General features: G+C 70.9%; 13 protein-coding genes. 5 read left to right on the plus strand and 8 right to left on the minus strand.

What is annotated here, in order from left to right:
- The first annotated feature begins 54 nt into the window (after positions 1-54).
- Positions 55-321, plus strand: coding sequence for a hypothetical protein (locus tag ACPXCB_RS05915; protein ID WP_425872844.1), 267 nt, complete (start codon positions 55-57; stop codon positions 319-321).
- Between the two features lie 93 nt (positions 322-414).
- On the opposite strand, the gene sucD is transcribed toward ACPXCB_RS05915, so the two are convergent.
- The 3 genes from sucD to ACPXCB_RS05930 form a co-directional block, all read right to left on the minus strand.
- Entirely contained in the window at positions 415-1,302 is an 888-nt protein-coding gene (gene sucD / locus ACPXCB_RS05920) for a succinate--CoA ligase subunit alpha (protein ID WP_132230990.1), read from the minus strand.
- A gap of 2 nt (positions 1,303-1,304) precedes the next feature.
- Positions 1,305-2,483 carry an ADP-forming succinate--CoA ligase subunit beta gene (gene sucC, locus ACPXCB_RS05925; protein ID WP_425872846.1) on the minus strand — a complete coding sequence of 393 codons (1,179 nt, stop codon included), beginning with the start codon at positions 2,481-2,483 and terminating at the stop codon, positions 1,305-1,307.
- Between the two features lie 436 nt (positions 2,484-2,919).
- Positions 2,920-3,324, minus strand: coding sequence for a cobalamin B12-binding domain-containing protein (locus ACPXCB_RS05930; RefSeq protein ID WP_132230988.1), 405 nt, complete (start codon positions 3,322-3,324; stop codon positions 2,920-2,922).
- A gap of 431 nt (positions 3,325-3,755) precedes the next feature.
- Here ACPXCB_RS05930 and ACPXCB_RS05935 point away from each other — a divergent pair, with 431 nt between their 5' ends.
- Together ACPXCB_RS05935 and ACPXCB_RS05940 are read left to right on the plus strand one after the other, a co-directional pair.
- Positions 3,756-4,472: a M23 family metallopeptidase gene (locus ACPXCB_RS05935; protein ID WP_425872848.1), complete on the plus strand. Its 717-nt coding sequence runs from the start codon at positions 3,756-3,758 to the stop codon at positions 4,470-4,472.
- A gap of 273 nt (positions 4,473-4,745) precedes the next feature.
- Positions 4,746-5,510, plus strand: coding sequence for a M23 family metallopeptidase (locus tag ACPXCB_RS05940; protein WP_425872850.1), 765 nt, complete (start codon positions 4,746-4,748; stop codon positions 5,508-5,510).
- A 58-nt stretch (positions 5,511-5,568) separates the two neighbouring features.
- On the opposite strand, the gene pcrA is transcribed toward ACPXCB_RS05940, so the two are convergent.
- Entirely contained in the window at positions 5,569-7,974 is a 2,406-nt protein-coding gene (gene pcrA, locus ACPXCB_RS05945; protein ID WP_425872852.1) for a DNA helicase PcrA, read from the minus strand.
- Between the two features lie 173 nt (positions 7,975-8,147).
- On the opposite strand from pcrA, the gene ACPXCB_RS05950 reads away from it, so the two are divergent.
- Both ACPXCB_RS05950 and ACPXCB_RS05955 read left to right on the plus strand, forming a co-directional pair.
- Positions 8,148-9,998: a bifunctional metallophosphatase/5'-nucleotidase gene (locus ACPXCB_RS05950; protein ID WP_425872854.1), complete on the plus strand. Its 1,851-nt coding sequence runs from the start codon at positions 8,148-8,150 to the stop codon at positions 9,996-9,998.
- Positions 9,999-10,267: 269 nt separating this feature from the next.
- Positions 10,268-10,660, plus strand: coding sequence for a chorismate mutase (locus ACPXCB_RS05955; protein WP_366639625.1), 393 nt, complete (start codon positions 10,268-10,270; stop codon positions 10,658-10,660).
- A 142-nt stretch (positions 10,661-10,802) separates the two neighbouring features.
- Here ACPXCB_RS05955 and ACPXCB_RS05960 read toward each other — a convergent pair whose 3' ends face one another.
- The 4 genes from ACPXCB_RS05960 to ACPXCB_RS05975 form a co-directional block, all read right to left on the minus strand.
- Positions 10,803-11,816 carry an ABC transporter ATP-binding protein gene (locus ACPXCB_RS05960; RefSeq protein WP_425872856.1) on the minus strand — a complete coding sequence of 338 codons (1,014 nt, stop codon included), beginning with the start codon at positions 11,814-11,816 and terminating at the stop codon, positions 10,803-10,805.
- Complete coding sequence (locus tag ACPXCB_RS05965) at positions 11,809-12,831, minus strand: ABC transporter ATP-binding protein (protein ID WP_425872917.1); 1,023 nt, start codon at positions 12,829-12,831, stop codon at positions 11,809-11,811. The genes ACPXCB_RS05960 and ACPXCB_RS05965 overlap by 8 nt, the downstream gene beginning before the upstream one ends.
- A gap of 26 nt (positions 12,832-12,857) precedes the next feature.
- Positions 12,858-13,835 (minus strand): ABC transporter permease, encoded by a 978-nt coding sequence (locus tag ACPXCB_RS05970; RefSeq protein WP_425872858.1) that lies wholly within the window; start codon positions 13,833-13,835, stop codon positions 12,858-12,860.
- Between the two features lie 72 nt (positions 13,836-13,907).
- Positions 13,908-14,834, minus strand: a complete 927-nt coding sequence (locus ACPXCB_RS05975; RefSeq protein WP_425872860.1) for an ABC transporter permease — start codon at positions 14,832-14,834, stop codon at positions 13,908-13,910.
- Positions 14,835-15,019: the final 185 nt, after the last annotated feature.

Here is a 15,019-nt window from a genome sequence, read left to right on the forward strand (position 1 = left end):
TCGGGCGCAGGGACGCGACCGCAGGGTCGCGGCACCGACGTCCGGAGGAGAGCCGTGAACACTCCGTATCCGCCGCCCCCGCCGGCACCGTCCGCGGCCGGTCGCGACCGCACGACGCTGTGGGGCGTGCTCGGCATCATCCTCGGCCTGCTCTGCTGCGGCATCCTGGGGATCGTCTTCGGTTACCTGTCGATCCGGGACGCCAAGCGCTTCGGCCAGTCGCCCGTGCTCGGCTACCTGGCGATCGCGTTCGGCGTGCTCAACATCATCGGCAACGGCGTCCTCTGGGCCGGCGGCAACTACCCGCTCTACAACGACTGAGGCCGCCCGCGCCACGACGACCGGGGCCGCCGCGCCACGACGGCGGAGGGCCGACCGCGAACGGTCGGCCCTCCGGTCGTACGTCGGTCGGGCTCAGCCCGCGGACATGATCTCCCGCATGAGCTTGGCGGTCTCGGTCGGGGTCTTGCCGACCTTGACGCCGACCGCCTCCAGCGCGTCCTTCTTGGCCTCGGCGGTGCCCGCCGAGCCGGAGATGATCGCACCGGCGTGGCCCATGGTCTTGCCGGGCGGTGCGGTGAAGCCGGCGATGTAGCCGACCACCGGCTTGGTCACGTTCGCCTTGATGAACTCGGCGGCCCGCTCCTCGGCGTCGCCACCGATCTCACCGATCATGACGATCGCGTCGGTCTCCGGGTCGGCCTCGAACGCGGCGAGCGCGTCGATGTGGGTGGTGCCGATGATCGGGTCACCGCCGATGCCGACGCAGGTCGAGAAGCCGATGTCGCGCAGCTCGTACATCATCTGGTAGGTCAGCGTGCCGCTCTTGCTGACCAGGCCGATGCGGCCGGTGCCGGTGATGTCGGCCGGGATGATGCCGGCGTTGGAGGCGCCCGGCGAGGCGATGCCCGGGCAGTTCGGACCGATGATCCGGGTCCGCTCCCCCTTGGCGACGTTGTACGCCCAGAACGCGGCGGTGTCGTGCACCGGCACGCCCTCGGTGATCACCACGGCCAGGTCGATCCCGGCGTCGATCGCCTCGACGACCGCGCCCTTGGTGAACTGCGGCGGTACGAAGATCACAGTCACGTCCGCACCGGTCTGCGCCATCGCGTCCGCGACGCTGGCGAAGACCGGCAGCTCGGTGCCGTCGAAGTCGACCGTCTGGCCCGCCTTGCGCGGGTTGACGCCGCCGACGACGTTGGTGCCCGCGGCGAGCATCCGCCGGGTGTGCTTGGAACCCTCGGAACCGGTCATCCCCTGGACGATGACCTTCGAGTCCTTGGTCAGCCAGATAGCCATTGTCAGACCCCCGCAGCCGCCAGCTCGGCGGCCCGCTCGGCCGCGCCATCCATCGTGTCGACCCGCTGGACCAGCGGGTTGTTCGCGCCGTCGAGGATCGCCCGGCCGGCCTCGGCGTTGTTGCCGTCGAGGCGGACGACCAGCGGCTTGGTGACCTGCTCGCCGCGCTGCTCGAGCAGGGCCAGCGCCTGCACGATGCCGTTGGCGACCTCGTCGCAGGCGGTGATGCCGCCGAAGACGTTGACGAAGACGCTCCTCACCGACGGGTCGGAGAGGACGATCTCCAGCCCGTTCGCCATCACGGCGGCGCTCGCGCCACCGCCGATGTCGAGGAAGTTGGCCGGCTTGACGCCGCCGTGCCGCTCACCGGCGTACGCGACCACGTCGAGGGTCGACATGACCAGGCCGGCGCCGTTGCCGATGATCCCGACCTCGCCGTCGAGCTTGACGTAGTTGAGGTCCTTCTCCTTGGCGGCCTGCTCCAGCGGGTCCACCGCGGCCTGGTCGACCAGCGCCTCGTGGTCCGGGTGCCGGAACCCGGCGTTCTCGTCGAGGGTGACCTTGGCGTCGAGCAGCAGCAGCTTGCCCTCGCCGGTCTTGGCCAGCGGGTTCACCTCGACCAGCGTGGCGTCCTCGGCGACGAAGGCCTTCCACAGCCCCACGGCGGCCTCGACGACCTGGTCGGCGACCTCGGCCGGGAAGTTGGCGGCGGTGACGATCTCGCGCGCCTTCGCCTCGTCGACGCCGGTGTTGGCGTCGATCGGGGCCTTGACGACCTTCTCCGGGGTCTCGGCGGCGACCTGCTCGATGTCCATGCCGCCGGCGACGCTGGCGATGCAGAGGAAGGTGCGGTTCGCCCGGTCGAGCAGGTAGGAGAAGTAGTACTCCTCGGCCACGTCCGCGGTCACCGTGATCATGACCTTGTGGACGGTGTGGCCCTTGATGTCCATGCCCAGGATGTCGGTGGCGCGGGCCACCGTCTCCTCGGCGCCCTCGGCCAGCTTCACGCCGCCGGCCTTGCCTCGGCCACCGACCTTCACCTGCGCCTTGACGACCACCCGACCGCCGAGGCGTTCGGCGATCGCGCGGGCCTCCTCCGGGGTCGTGGCGACGCCGCCGGCGAGCACGGGCAAGCCGTGCCGTTCGAACAGGTCTCGCCCCTGGTACTCGTACAGGTCCACGTTTGCGCGTCCCGTCCCGTCTCCGCGGCGCGCCGTCGCGCCGCCACCAGCGTTATGGAAAACAGTTTGACGCCTGTCATCACTCGAAACAGGCCATTGGGCGCAGCCTAGCGAGGTGGACACCGCCGGCAACCGAGCGGGTGCACGTTGTGTGGTAATGCACAATCGGCGGCTTCCCGCGGCCTTTCCGCGACTTCGGCCCGATGTCAGCCGTCCGGGCGATGTTGCCGGGGGTGCGTAACCCGTCCGTGTGGGCGTCGTTGAGTCAGGTGTCGGAGCGCTGATGCAGCGCGACGACGGGAGCGGCCGATGCCCTGTCGGTCGAGGGGTGGCGGCGGGGCATCGTGCATAGAGGGGCCGGACGTGTGAGGGGTGCGTCCGGCCCCTCCCCCTGCCCGGATTCGGCCGCCGAGCGGTCCCGAGTCCGCGACCGCCGTCAGGCGACCGGCTGGGCGACGTTCTGCCGGACCCACTCGACGATCGACTGGGTCGTCGCGCCCGGCGTGAAGATCTTGGCGACCCCGAGCCGCTGGAGCTCCGGGATGTCGGCGTCGGGAATGATGCCGCCGCCGAACACGACGATGTCGCGGGCGTCGCGCTCACCGAGCAGCTCCACCACCCGCCGGAACAGCGTCATGTGCGCCCCGGACAGCACGGAGAGCCCGACCGCGTCGGCGTCCTCCTGGATCGCGGTCTCCACGATCTGTTCCGGGGTCTGGTGCAGGCCGGTGTAGATGACCTCCATGCCGGCATCCCGCAGGGCACGCGCCACGACCTTTGCGCCACGATCATGGCCGTCCAGGCCCGGCTTGGCGACGACGACCCGTACACGAGAGCTCATCAGCGCATCCCTTTCACCGGCTCCGCGGCTTCACTGAACGAACGGTAACCCGCCCGCCCCTGCCCGGGAAATCCGGGCGGCGAACCTCACGGCGCGCGAACCCGGCCGGACTCCCGCCGGCGCCGGCACGGCGGACGGCGACGGCCCCCGGCGTCAAGCCGGACGACTCCGCCGTTCGGTCACCCTGCGCGACGAACGGGCAGGTAAGGGGGCACCGTTCGAGGGGTACGACCCATGACAATCATGGACGGAAAGGGACAGAACGCGGTAGCAATTCGGCGCTTCGGCTTGTGAGGGGACTGGCGGTTGGCTAACGTGTCCACGGTTGTCATCAGGTCCACGGACGGGTGACGACGCGGCCAACCGGCGTTCACCCGAGCTTCACGGGCGTCGAGGAAGCCGCTTCGGATCCCCGACAACGGAGGGTGTGCGTGCGCCAGCGCCTGTCGTCTGAGCCCGATCGATATCGCGGTCGTCGCCGCGTACCCACCCCTCCGCGTAGCCGCTACGCAGCCGTGGTCACCACCGCGTTCGTCGGCGCCGGCATCGTCGCGATCGGCGCGGGCGCCCTGCCGGACGCCAAGAGCGTCAGCCCGTCGGTCCTCGACGAGCTCAAGGCCGCCTCGGCGGTCAACCAGGACGCCGCGGCCCGTGGCGACAACGCCAACCGCGCCAGCCGCGACAGCGACCGCGCCGAAGGCGCCGAGTCCGCCGAGCCCGAGGTCTGGCTGCTCCCCCTCCAGGGCTACGAGTTCAACTCGCCCTACGGCATGCGCTGGGGCAAGCTGCACACCGGCGTCGACCTGGTCGCCCCCGAGGGCACCCCCTACGTCGCCATCCACGGCGGCACCGTCACCAAGGCCGGCTGGTTCGGCGGCTACGGCCACACCGTGATCGTCCAGCACGCGGACGGCAGCGAGGCGATCTACGGCCACTCCTCCGCGCTGAGCGTCAAGGAGGGTCAGCAGGTGAAGGCGGGCGACCAGCTCGGCCTCGTGGGCAACACCGGCCACTCCTACGGCTCCCACCTGCACCTGGAGGTGCATGTCAAGGGCGAGCCGCTCGACCCGGTGCCGTGGCTCAAGGAGCGCGGAGTGGACATCAAGCTACAAGTCGAGGCGTACTACAGCGAGGTAGCCGCGTCCTGACGCTGCGCATCGCCCGTCGACCGCCCGGATCTGCCGATCCGGGCGGTTTTTCGTCTGCCACCGAATCAGAAGTGAGCCGGGTCACACGGTCAACTGTGACCGACGCCATCACCACACATGATCACTTTTACGGTCGAACAACCCCGAACGGGGACGCAACGGGCGGATGCGGCCGTCGCCGGTCCGCCCGTACTCCGTCCCACTACCCGTCACGCCGCGTGTCGACACCAGTATTTCGAGGTCAAGTGCCCCCTCGATCAGTGAAGGTCCGCCGTGCAGGAAGACATTCGGAACGAGAACACCCCCGACGCACCCGTCCGGCCCCGGAGGCGGATCGGCGGCCGCACGCGCGTGATCATCGCCGCGGCGGCCCTGACCGGCCTCGGCCTCGGCGGCGCCGCCTTCGCGGCCACCGGGAACGACGAGCCCTCCGTCCCGGCCGCCGCCCGGGACACGCAGGCCCGCGCGGAGGCCGCCGACCGCGCCGACCGCTCCGCCCGCGAGACGACCGCCCCGGCCACCCCCTCGGCGAGCCCGACGCCCAGCCCGACGAAGGCCAGCCCGTCGGCGAAGCCCAGCCCGAAGGCGACCGCCGCCAAGCCGAAGCCGAAGCCGAAGAAGACCAGCAAGCCGAAGCCCAGTTGGGTCATCCCGATGAAGGGAGCGGCGATCACCTCCTGCTACGGCCCGCGCTGGGGCACCCAGCACGCCGGCATCGACTTCGCGCTGCCCGCCGGCACCCCGGTCCGCGCGGCCTTCGGCGGCACCGTCACCAAGGCCGGCGACGTCGGCGACGGGTACGGCATCTCCGTCTTCGTCGACCACGGCAACGGCTACCTGACCCACTACGCCCACCTGAGCACCACCAAGGTGGGTGTGGGCGACAAGGTCGCCGCCGGGCAGACCATCGGCCTGGAGGGGTCCACCGGCGACTCCACCGGCCCGCACCTGCACTTCGAGGTGCACCAGGGTCAGATGTGGAACCAGATCGACCCCGCGCCGTTCCTGCGCGCCCGGGGCATCGACGTGGCCTGCTGAGCCGCACCGACCGGTACGGCCCGGTCCGGCGTGCTGCCGGGCCGGGCCGCGCCGCCGCTCAGAGCTTGTCGATCGGGGCGTGCCGGAGCACCAGCCACATCGTCTGGTCGCCGAAGTCGATCTGCGCCCGCGCCCCCGGGCCGTGCCCCTCGACGGCGAGCACCCGGCCCAGGCCGTAGCGCTGGTGGTTGACCCGGTCGCCCGCGGACACCTTCGGCCCCTGCGGCAGTTCGCTCGCCGTGGTCAGGCGACTGGCGTCGACCCCCAGCCGCTTCGCCAACTGCGCCGCCTTGGGCGTGCCGCCGTTGAAGGCCCCGCGCCCGCCGGACACCCGGTCCGCGCGGCCACCCACGCCGCCGCCCCCGCCGGCCCATGAGGTGTACGACCCCTCGGTGCGCTCCCAGCGGACCAGCTCCGGCGGCAGCTCCTCCAGGAACCGCGACGGCGGGTTGTAGGCCGGCTGCCCCCACGCCGAGCGGGTGACCGCCCGGGAGAGGTGGAGGCGCTGGCGGGCCCGGGTGATGCCGACGTACGCCAGCCGACGCTCCTCCTCCAGCTCCCGGCTGTCGCCCAGCGAGCGCAGGTGCGGGAAGACGCCGTCCTCCAGGCCGCTCAGGAAGACCACCGGGAACTCCAGGCCCTTCGCGGTGTGCAGCGTCATCAGGGTGACCACGCCCTGGTGGTCGGGGTCGTCCGTGGGCACCTGGTCGGCGTCGGCGACCAGCGCGACCTGCTCCAGGAAGCCGGCCAGGGTCGCCCGCTCCCCCTCCTCGCCGACCGCCTCGATCCGCTCGGTGTACTCCCGGGCGACGCTGACCAGCTCCTGGAGGTTGTCGACGCGCCCCGCGTCCTGCGGGTCGAGGCTCTCCTCCAGCTCGGTGAGGTAGCCCGAGCGGGTCAGCAGCGCCTCCAGCACCTCTTCCGGGGTGCCCGTCTCCGCCAGCTCGCGGGCGCCGTCGAGCAGGGCGACGAAGTCGCCGATGCCGTTGGCCGCCCGGCTGGAGATGCCCGGGGCGTCCTTCGCCCGCCGCAGCGCCGCCCCGAAGGAGATCCGGTCCCGGCTGGACAGCGCCTCCACGCACGCCTCGGCCCGGTCGCCGATGCCCCGGCGCGGGGTGTTGAGGATCCGGCGCAGGCTGACCGTGTCGTCGTCGTTGACCACCGCGCGCAGGTAGGCCAGCGCGTCGCGGACCTCCTTGCGCTCGTAGAAGCGCACCCCGCCGACCACCTTGTAGGGCAGGCCGACCCGGATGAACACCTCCTCGAAGACCCGGGACTGGGCGTTGGTGCGGTAGAAGACGGCCACGTCGCCGGGGCGGGTCTCGTCGGCGTCGACCAGCCGGTCGATCTCGCGGGCCACCCAGTCGGCCTCGGCGTGCTCGGTGTCGGCCACGTAGCCGACGATCGGCTCACCGGCGCCCGCCTCGCTCCACAGCCGCTTCGGCTTGCGCGACGTGTTCCGGTCGATCACCGCGTTGGCCGCGTTGAGGATGGTCTGGGTGGAACGGTAGTTCTGCTCCAGCAGGATCGTCCGGGCGTCGCTGAAGTCGCGCTCGAACTCCAGGATGTTGCGGATCGTGGCGCCCCGGAACGCGTAGATCGACTGGTCGGCGTCACCGACCACGCAGAGCTCCGCCGGCTCGATCCCCTCCGTGCCGGAGACCAGCTCCTTGATCAGCGTGTACTGGGCGTGGTTGGTGTCCTGGTATTCGTCGACCAGCACGTGCCGGAACCGCCGGCGGTAGCTCTCCGCGACGTGCGGGTGGGACTGGAGCAGGTGCACCGTCGTCATGATCAGGTCGTCGAAGTCCAGCGCGTGCGCCTCGCGCAGCCGCCGCTGGTAGAGCGTGTAGGCCTCCGCCAGCGCCCGCTCGTTGGGGCCCTTGGCGCGGCCCGCGAACGCCTCGGGGTCGACCAGCTCGTTCTTCAGGTTGGAGACCTGGGCGGCCAGCCCGCGCGCCGGGTAGCGCTTCGGGTCGAGGTCCAGCTCCCTGGCGACCATCTGCATCAGCCGGCGGGAGTCGTCCGCGTCGTAGATCGAGAAGGTCGACTTCAGCCCGGCGTGCTCGTGCTCGGCGCGCAGGATGCGCACGCACGCGGAGTGGAACGTCGACACCCACATCAGCCGCGCCCGGGGACCCACCAGGTGGGCCACCCGCTCCTTCATCTCGCCGGCGGCCTTGTTGGTGAAGGTGATCGCGATGATCTCGCCGGGGTGCACGTCCCGGGCGGCCAGCAGGTAGGCGATCCGGTGGGTGAGCACCCGGGTCTTGCCCGAGCCGGCACCGGCCACGATCAGCAGCGGCGAGCCGGCGTGGGTGACGGCGTCGCGCTGCGGCCCGTTCAGGCCCTCGACCAGGGCCTGCGGATCGAGATGGACGGTCGCCGACCTGGGCCGGTGCGGCGAGGCCGGGGCGGACGCCGGCGCGGGCGGGGACGCGGGGATGTCGAAGAGAGGATGCATCGCACGGCGAGTCTATGCCGCCGGGCGGACACTTCCCCCGCCGCGCACCGTCGAGATGTAAGGAAGGTCGAGACGAAGATGTCACCCTGTCGTGTCTGGTGCCGCCGTCCCCCGTGCAGAACGATGACGGTGAAAATCCGGCTCCTCCCCCGTACACGACTGGGAGAACGACCATGACTCAGCCGCGTTCGCGCGGTCGGGCGGCGCTGCGCCACCTCGCCGCGCCCACCCTCGCGTTGGCCGTCGTCGCCACGCTGTCCACCACTTCCCGGCCCGCGCCGGCCCCCGCCGACGACCAGCAGGCCGGCCTCACCCCCGTCTCGGTCTCCTACGCCGCCCCCCGCGGCGGGGAGGTCAAGGGCAACTTCCTGAGCTACAACGACTTCCACGGCGCCATCGACCCGCCCGGCGGCAGCGGCGCGGCGGTCAACGGCACGCCCGCCGGCGGCGTGGAGTACCTCGCCACCTGGCTGAAGAAGCTGCGCGCCGAGGCCCGGGCCGAGGGGCGCGCCACGACCACCGTCGGGGCCGGCGACCTGATCGGCGCCACCCCGCTCGTCAGCGCCGCCTTCCACGACGAGCCGACCATCGAGCTGATGGACGAGATCGGCCTGGACGTCAGCTCCGTCGGCAACCACGAGTTCGACGAGGGCATCGACGAGCTGATCCGGATCAACAAGGGCGGCTGCCACCCGGTCGACGGCTGCCAGGACGGGGACGGCTTCGCCGGCGCGAAGTTCACCTACCTGGCCGCCAACACGGTCAGCAGGAAGACCGGGCTGCCGATCCTGCCCCCGGTCGACGTGCGCTTCGTCGGCGGTGTGCCGGTCGGCTTCGTCGGCGTGACCCTGGAGGGCACCCCGGGCATCGTCAACCCGGCCGGCATCGCCTCCGTGCGGTTCACCGACGAGGTGCGGACCGCCAACAAGTGGGCCGGCGTGCTCAAGCTCTTCGGCGTCAAGGCGATGGTGCTGCTGGTGCACGAGGGCGGCGCCCAGTCGCCGCCGCCGGCCGCCCCGGGCGTCTCGGACTGCGCCAACTTCTCCGGCCCGATCGTGGACATCGTCCGTGGCCTGCGGCCGGAGTTCGGGCTGGTCGTCTCCGGCCACACCCACCGCTTCTACTCCTGTTCCCTGCCGAACTCCTCGGGCGCGCGCAGCGTGGTCACCAGCGCCGGCAGCAACGGCCAGCTGATCACGGACGTGGACTACTCGCTGGACCGGCGTACCGGCCGGTTCACCGGGATCACCGCCCGCAACGTCGTCGTCGAGAACGGCGTCCGCAACCCGGACGGCACCTGGCAGCAGAGCGCGCCGGGCACGTACGTGCGCAACCCCGACCTGGTGGACCCGGGCGCGAAGGCACTGGCCGACAAGTACCGCGCGGCCGTCGCGCCCATCGCCAACCGGGTGGTGGGCCGGATCTCGGCCGACATCGTCCGCGACGCCCTCCCCAGCGGGGAGAGCCCGCTGGGTGACGTCATCGCCGACGCGCAGCTCGCGTACACCCGGTCGAACGGGGCGCAGATCGCGCTGATGAACCCGGGCGGCATCCGGGCGTCCCTGCCGTACGCGGCCTCGGCCGGGGGCGAGGCGCCGGGCGAGGTCACCTACGGCGAGGCGTTCACTGTCCAGCCGTTCAACAACCTGGTGGTCACCCAGACCCTCACCGGTGCGCAGCTGCGCAACGTGCTCGAGCAGCAGTTCGTCGGCTTCAACGGGCAGACCACCCAGCGCATCCTCCAGGTCTCGGCCGGGCTGACCTACTCCTACGACAGCACCGCACCGGTGGGCTCGCGGGTGAGCGCCCTGGCGTTCGACGGCGCGCCGGTCGACCCGGCCGCGAGCTACCGGGTCACCACGAACGACTTCCTGGCCAACGGCGGGGACGGCTTCACCGAGTTGCAGGGCGGCACCGACCGGGCCACCGCCCCCGGCTTCGACGTCGACGCGCTGATCGCCCACCTGGGCGCTGGCGCTCCGGTCGCCCCCGGGCCCGCCGACCGCATCACCCGCCTCGGCTGAGGCGCGGGCGGTCCCGGCGTCACGACGGCACCGGGACCGCCCGTCCGGGCACGGGTCGCGCGGAATCCTTGCGCCGGCCGGTCCGAGGTCGGCATACTCGACCACATGTTCGGGCAGCGCTTCTACTTTTACTACGGCACCGGGAGTCCGGCAGCCGTAGGTCGCGCCTGATCGATCAGACCTACGAGAAAGCCCCGGGCTCCTGGAGCCCGGGGCTTTCTTCCGTCCCGGGATCCGGGCACCGGGCACCTGACGGCGAGGGGTACCCGATGATGACAGACGTGGTGGAGTCCAACGGCAGCCTGACGCGACCCGAGGCGGGCCGGCCCGGCCCCGGTGCCTCCGGTTCCCCGGTCGACGCGCCGGGAGGCGCCGACGACGCCAAGCCGGAGGCGCGTACCGGCACCCCGGAGCCGACCGCGGCCGCCCGGATCGTCGAGATCCGGGAGCGGATCGACGAGATCGACCGGGCGCTGATCGAGCTGTGGCAGGAGCGGGCCCGGCTCTCCCAGGAGGTCGGCGTGACCCGGATGGCCTCCGGCGGCACCCGGCTGGTGCTGTCCCGGGAACGGGAGATCCTGGAGCGCTTCCGGGTCGCCCTCGGCGCCGACGGCACGCAGCTCGCGCTGCTGCTGCTCCGCGCCGGCCGCGGCCCCCTGTGAGGCGTACGCCGGCAACGGTCCCCCCGCGCGGTCCACGCCCGGCACCGGCCCCCTGCACGGGCGGGGGCCGGGCCGGGTCCGGCGGAAACGACGGAACCGCCTGCCGTCGTCGCGATGACGTCGGCAGGCGGTTCCGTGGGGGTCACGCCTCGTGCGTCTGCACGATCTCGCGCTTCTCCGCGAAGTGGCAGGCGCTCGGGTGGTCCGAGCCCGAGCGGATCTCCAGCAGCGGGACCTGCTCGGCGCAGACGTCCTGCGCCTTCCAGCACCGGGTCCGGAACCGGCAGCCCGACGGCGGGCTGACCGGCGACGGCACGTCACCGGTCAGGCGGATGATCGCCTTGTTGTCCCGCACGGTCGGGTCCGGCACCGGCACGGCCGAGAGCAGCGCCTGGGTGTACGGGTGGGTCGGCCGCTCGTAGATCTCGTCCTCGGTGCCGATCTCGGCGATCTTGCCGAGGTACATCACCGCGACCCGGTCCGACAGGTGCCGGACCACCGACAGGTCGTGCGCGATGAAGACGTACGACAGGCCGAGCTCGCCCTGGAGCTTCTCCAGCAGGTTCATCACCTGGGCCTGGATCGACACGTCCAGGGCGCTGACCGGCTCGTCGCAGACGATGATCTCGGGCCGCAGGGCGAGCGCCCGGGCGATGCCGATGCGCTGCCGCTGACCGCCGGAGAACTGGTGCGGGTACCGGTGGATGTGCTCCGGGTTGAGGCCCACCAGGTCGAGCAGTTCCCTGACCTTCTCCCGGCGGCTGCCCTTCGGCGCCACCTCCGGGTGGATCTCGAACGGCTCGCCGATCAGGTCGCCGACCGTCATCCGCGGGTTCAGCGAGGTGTACGGGTCCTGCATCACCAGCTGGATCTGCCGACGCAGCCGACGCAGCGCAGGGCCGGAGAACTTCGAGATGTCCTGGCCCTTGTAGTGGACGCTGCCACCCGTCGGCTTCTCCAGGTTCATCAGGACCCGGGCCAGCGTCGACTTGCCGCAACCCGACTCGCCGACCACACCCAGGGTCTCGCCGGCCTTGAGCTCGAAGGAGACCCCGTCGACCGCCTTGACGTGACCGATGGTCTTCTTGAACACCACGCCCCGGGTCACGGGATAGTACTTGACCAGGTCACGGACCTCGAGGATGTTCTCAGTCACGGTTCACCAGCTCCTCGGCGAAGTGGCAGGCGCTGGCCCGGCCGGCGCCGACCTGCAGCAGCGGCGGGACCTTCTCCCGGCAGACCGGCTGCGCCATGGGGCAGCGCGGGTTGAACGGGCAGCCCGGCGGGATGTTCATGAGGTTCGGCGGGAGGCCCTTGATCGTCCGGAGCTCCTGCCCCTTCTCGTCGAGCCGCGGGATCGAGTTGATCAGGCCGATCGTGTACGGGTGCGCCGGCTTGGCGTACAGGTCGTAGACGTTGGCTTCCTCGACGATCCGGCCCGCGTACATCACCGCGATCCGGTCCGCGACGTCGGCGACCACGCCGAGGTCGTGGGTGATCAGGATCATGCCCATCTGCCGCTCGCGCTGGAGCTCGGCGAGCAGGTCCATGATCTGCGCCTGCACCGTCACGTCGAGCGCGGTGGTCGGCTCGTCCGCGATCAGCACCTCCGGATCCAGGGCGAGCGACATCGCGATCATCGCGCGCTGCCGCATGCCGCCCGAGAACTGGTGCGGATAGCTGCTGAACCGGCCCTTGGCGTTCGGGATCTTGACCTGGTCGAGCATCTCGATCGCGCGCTTCTTGGCGTCGGAGCGGCTCATCCCGCGCCGCACCCGGAACTGCTCGGCGATCTGGAACCCGACGGTGAAGACCGGGTTCAGCGCCGAGAGCGCGTCCTGGAAGATCATCGCGATGCCCTCGCCGCGGATGCGGCGCCGCTCCTCGAAGGACATGCCGAGCATGTCCTTGCCCTGGAAGCGGACCTGACCGCCGGTGACGAAGCCGGGCGGCGTGTCGAGGATGCCCATGATGGTCTGCGCGGTGACGCTCTTACCGGAGCCGGACTCGCCGAGCACGGCGAGGGTCTCCCCCGCTTCGACGTGGTACGTGACCCCGTTGATGACCTTGGCGACGCCGTCCCGGGTGCGGAACTCCACCCGGAGGTCTTCCACCTCGAGCAACCTGCCCGAGGGGCGGCCGGACGCGCCGGCCGCGGACTGCTCGGACACCAGAATGTCGGACAACTGAATCTCCCCTAGCGGAGTTTCGGATCGAGGGCCTCGCGGACCGCCTCACCGAGCATCACGAAGCTCAGTACGGCGGCGACGAGGAACGCGGCGGGGAAGAAGAGCAGGTAGGGCGCGACGCGGAGGAGGTTCTGCGCCTCATTGATCATGATGCCCCAGGAGACCACCGGGCTCTTCAGGCCGACGCCCAGGAAGGACAGCGTCGCCTCGGCGCCGATGTACGAGCCGACCAGGATCGTCCCGTAGACCAGCAGCGGTGCGAGGCAGTTCGGCAGCAGGTGCTTGAGGATGATCCGGCCGGTGCCGGCGCCCAGCGCGCGGGCGGCGACGATGTAGTCCGCCTCCTTGGTGGCCAGCACCGAGGAGCGCATCAGCCGCATCACGACCGGCCAACCCAGCACGATCAGCGAGATGCTCACCAGGGCCATGATCTCGGCCTTGCTGTTGCTCGTGCCCGACCCGTTGAAGGTCGTCAGGATGACGATGGCACCCAGCACGAACGGCAGCCCGAAGAAGACGTCGGCGATGCGGGAGAGCAGTGCGTCCACCCAGCCGCCCCGGTAGCCCGCCACGATGCCCATCGCGCCGCCGAAGAGCAGCACGCCGAGCACGGAGAGCAGGGAGACCACGATCGACGCGCGGGCGCCGTAGATCACCCGGGCGAAGACGTCCCGGCCCTGGAAGTCGTAGCCGAACCAGGCGTCCGACGACGGGCCGACGAGGCTGTTCTGCAGGTTGCCGTTCTCCGGGTCGCCGCTGGTGAACAGCGAGGGGAAGGCGGTCATCAGCATGAAGAGGACGATGAACCCTGCGGAGATCCAGAACAGCGGCTTGCGGCGCAGGTCACGCCAGGCGTCGCCGAGCAGACCGCGCGGCTTCTCCTTGCGGGCGTTCTCCGGCAGGCCCGCGTTGGTCGGCGCGCCGATCTCGTCGGGGGCGTGCGCGGGCGGCGTGCTGATGATCGAGGCGGCACTCGGGTCACTCATGCCCGCACCCCACTCCGCTCGGCGCGGGCACTGGTGCCCGCGCACGCTGCAATGATGATTCGTTCGCTGCGCTCACTCATAGCGGATCCTCGGGTCCAGGGCGGCGTAGAGCAGGTCGACCAGCAGGTTCATCAGCAGGTAGACGAGCACCAGGACCACCACGATGGAGACAACGGTAGCGCTCTCCTTGGTGATGATCGCGCGGTAGACCTGTCGGCCGATCCCGTTGATCTGGAAGATGCCCTCGGTGACGATCGCGCCGCCCATCAGGGCGCCGAGGTCGGTCCCGAGCAGCGTCACCACCGGGATGAGCGAGTTGCGCAGCAGGTGGATCCCGACCACCCGGCGCATCGGCAGACCCTTGGCGATCGCCGTACGCACGTAGTCGGCCCGCCGGTTCTCCGCGATGCTCGTGCGGGCCAACCGGGCGATGTACGCCATCGAGGCGCTGCCCAGCACGAAGCCGGGCACGATCAGCTCGGAGAGCCGCATCTCGCTGGAGACCGTCGGCTTGACGATGCCCCACTGCACGCCGAGCAGCCACTGGGCCACGAAGCCGATGACGAAGATCGGCAGCGCGATCAGGAAGAGGCTGGAGACCAGGACCAGGTTGTCCAGGAAGCCGTTGCGGCGCAGGCCCGTCAGCACGCCCGCGGTGAGTCCGATGACCGCCTCGATGGTCAGCGCCACCAGGGCCAGCTTCAGGGTGTTCGGGTACGCCGTGGCGATGATGTCACCGATCTCCCGGCCACCGAACGTCTGCCCGAAGTCGCCCTGGAAGAGGTTCTTCATGTAGTTGCCGTACTGCACGATGAGCGGCTCGTCGAGCTTGAACTTCTCGGTCATCATGTTGACGAAGCTGTCGGGGCAGGGACGCTCGCCACACTTGCCCGCGAACGGGTCACCGGGCACCGACCACACGAGCCAGTAGATCAGGAACGTCGTCCCGATGAAGACCGGGATGAGTTGGAGCAGCCGTCTCAACAGATAACGGCCCATGGGGTGGTCCTCCAGACAGGGGGCGCGCGTCGGACGGCCGACACGGGGATGACAGACGTGGCGAGGCGGTGTGGTGACACCACCTCACGGAACGGCCCGGGTCGGGGGCACCCGGGGGGGGGCCCGCCCCGGGGGCAGACCCGTGGGGTAACTGGGCGCGCGAGGTGGGGGGGAGGTAACCGGCG

Source organism: Micromonospora sp. DT62 (assembly GCF_049847285.1).
Lineage (GTDB): Bacteria > Actinomycetota > Actinomycetes > Mycobacteriales > Micromonosporaceae > Micromonospora > Micromonospora reichwaldensis.

What these genes read in the sequence shown, in the direction of transcription:
- sucD (WP_132230990.1), bottom strand. Translation starts at nt 1,302, where the DNA reads ATGGCTATCTGGCTGACCAAGGACTCGAAGGTCATCGTCCAGGGGATG.
- ACPXCB_RS05930 (WP_132230988.1), bottom strand. Translation starts at nt 3,324, where the DNA reads ATGAGCTCTCGTGTACGGGTCGTCGTCGCCAAGCCGGGCCTGGACGGC.
- pcrA (WP_425872852.1), bottom strand. Translation starts at nt 7,974, where the DNA reads ATGCATCCTCTCTTCGACATCCCCGCGTCCCCGCCCGCGCCGGCGTCC.
- ACPXCB_RS05950 (WP_425872854.1), top strand. Translation starts at nt 8,148, where the DNA reads ATGACTCAGCCGCGTTCGCGCGGTCGGGCGGCGCTGCGCCACCTCGCC.
- ACPXCB_RS05955 (WP_366639625.1), top strand. Translation starts at nt 10,268, where the DNA reads ATGATGACAGACGTGGTGGAGTCCAACGGCAGCCTGACGCGACCCGAG.
- ACPXCB_RS05970 (WP_425872858.1), bottom strand. Translation starts at nt 13,835, where the DNA reads ATGAGTGACCCGAGTGCCGCCTCGATCATCAGCACGCCGCCCGCGCAC.
- ACPXCB_RS05975 (WP_425872860.1), bottom strand. Translation starts at nt 14,834, where the DNA reads ATGGGCCGTTATCTGTTGAGACGGCTGCTCCAACTCATCCCGGTCTTC.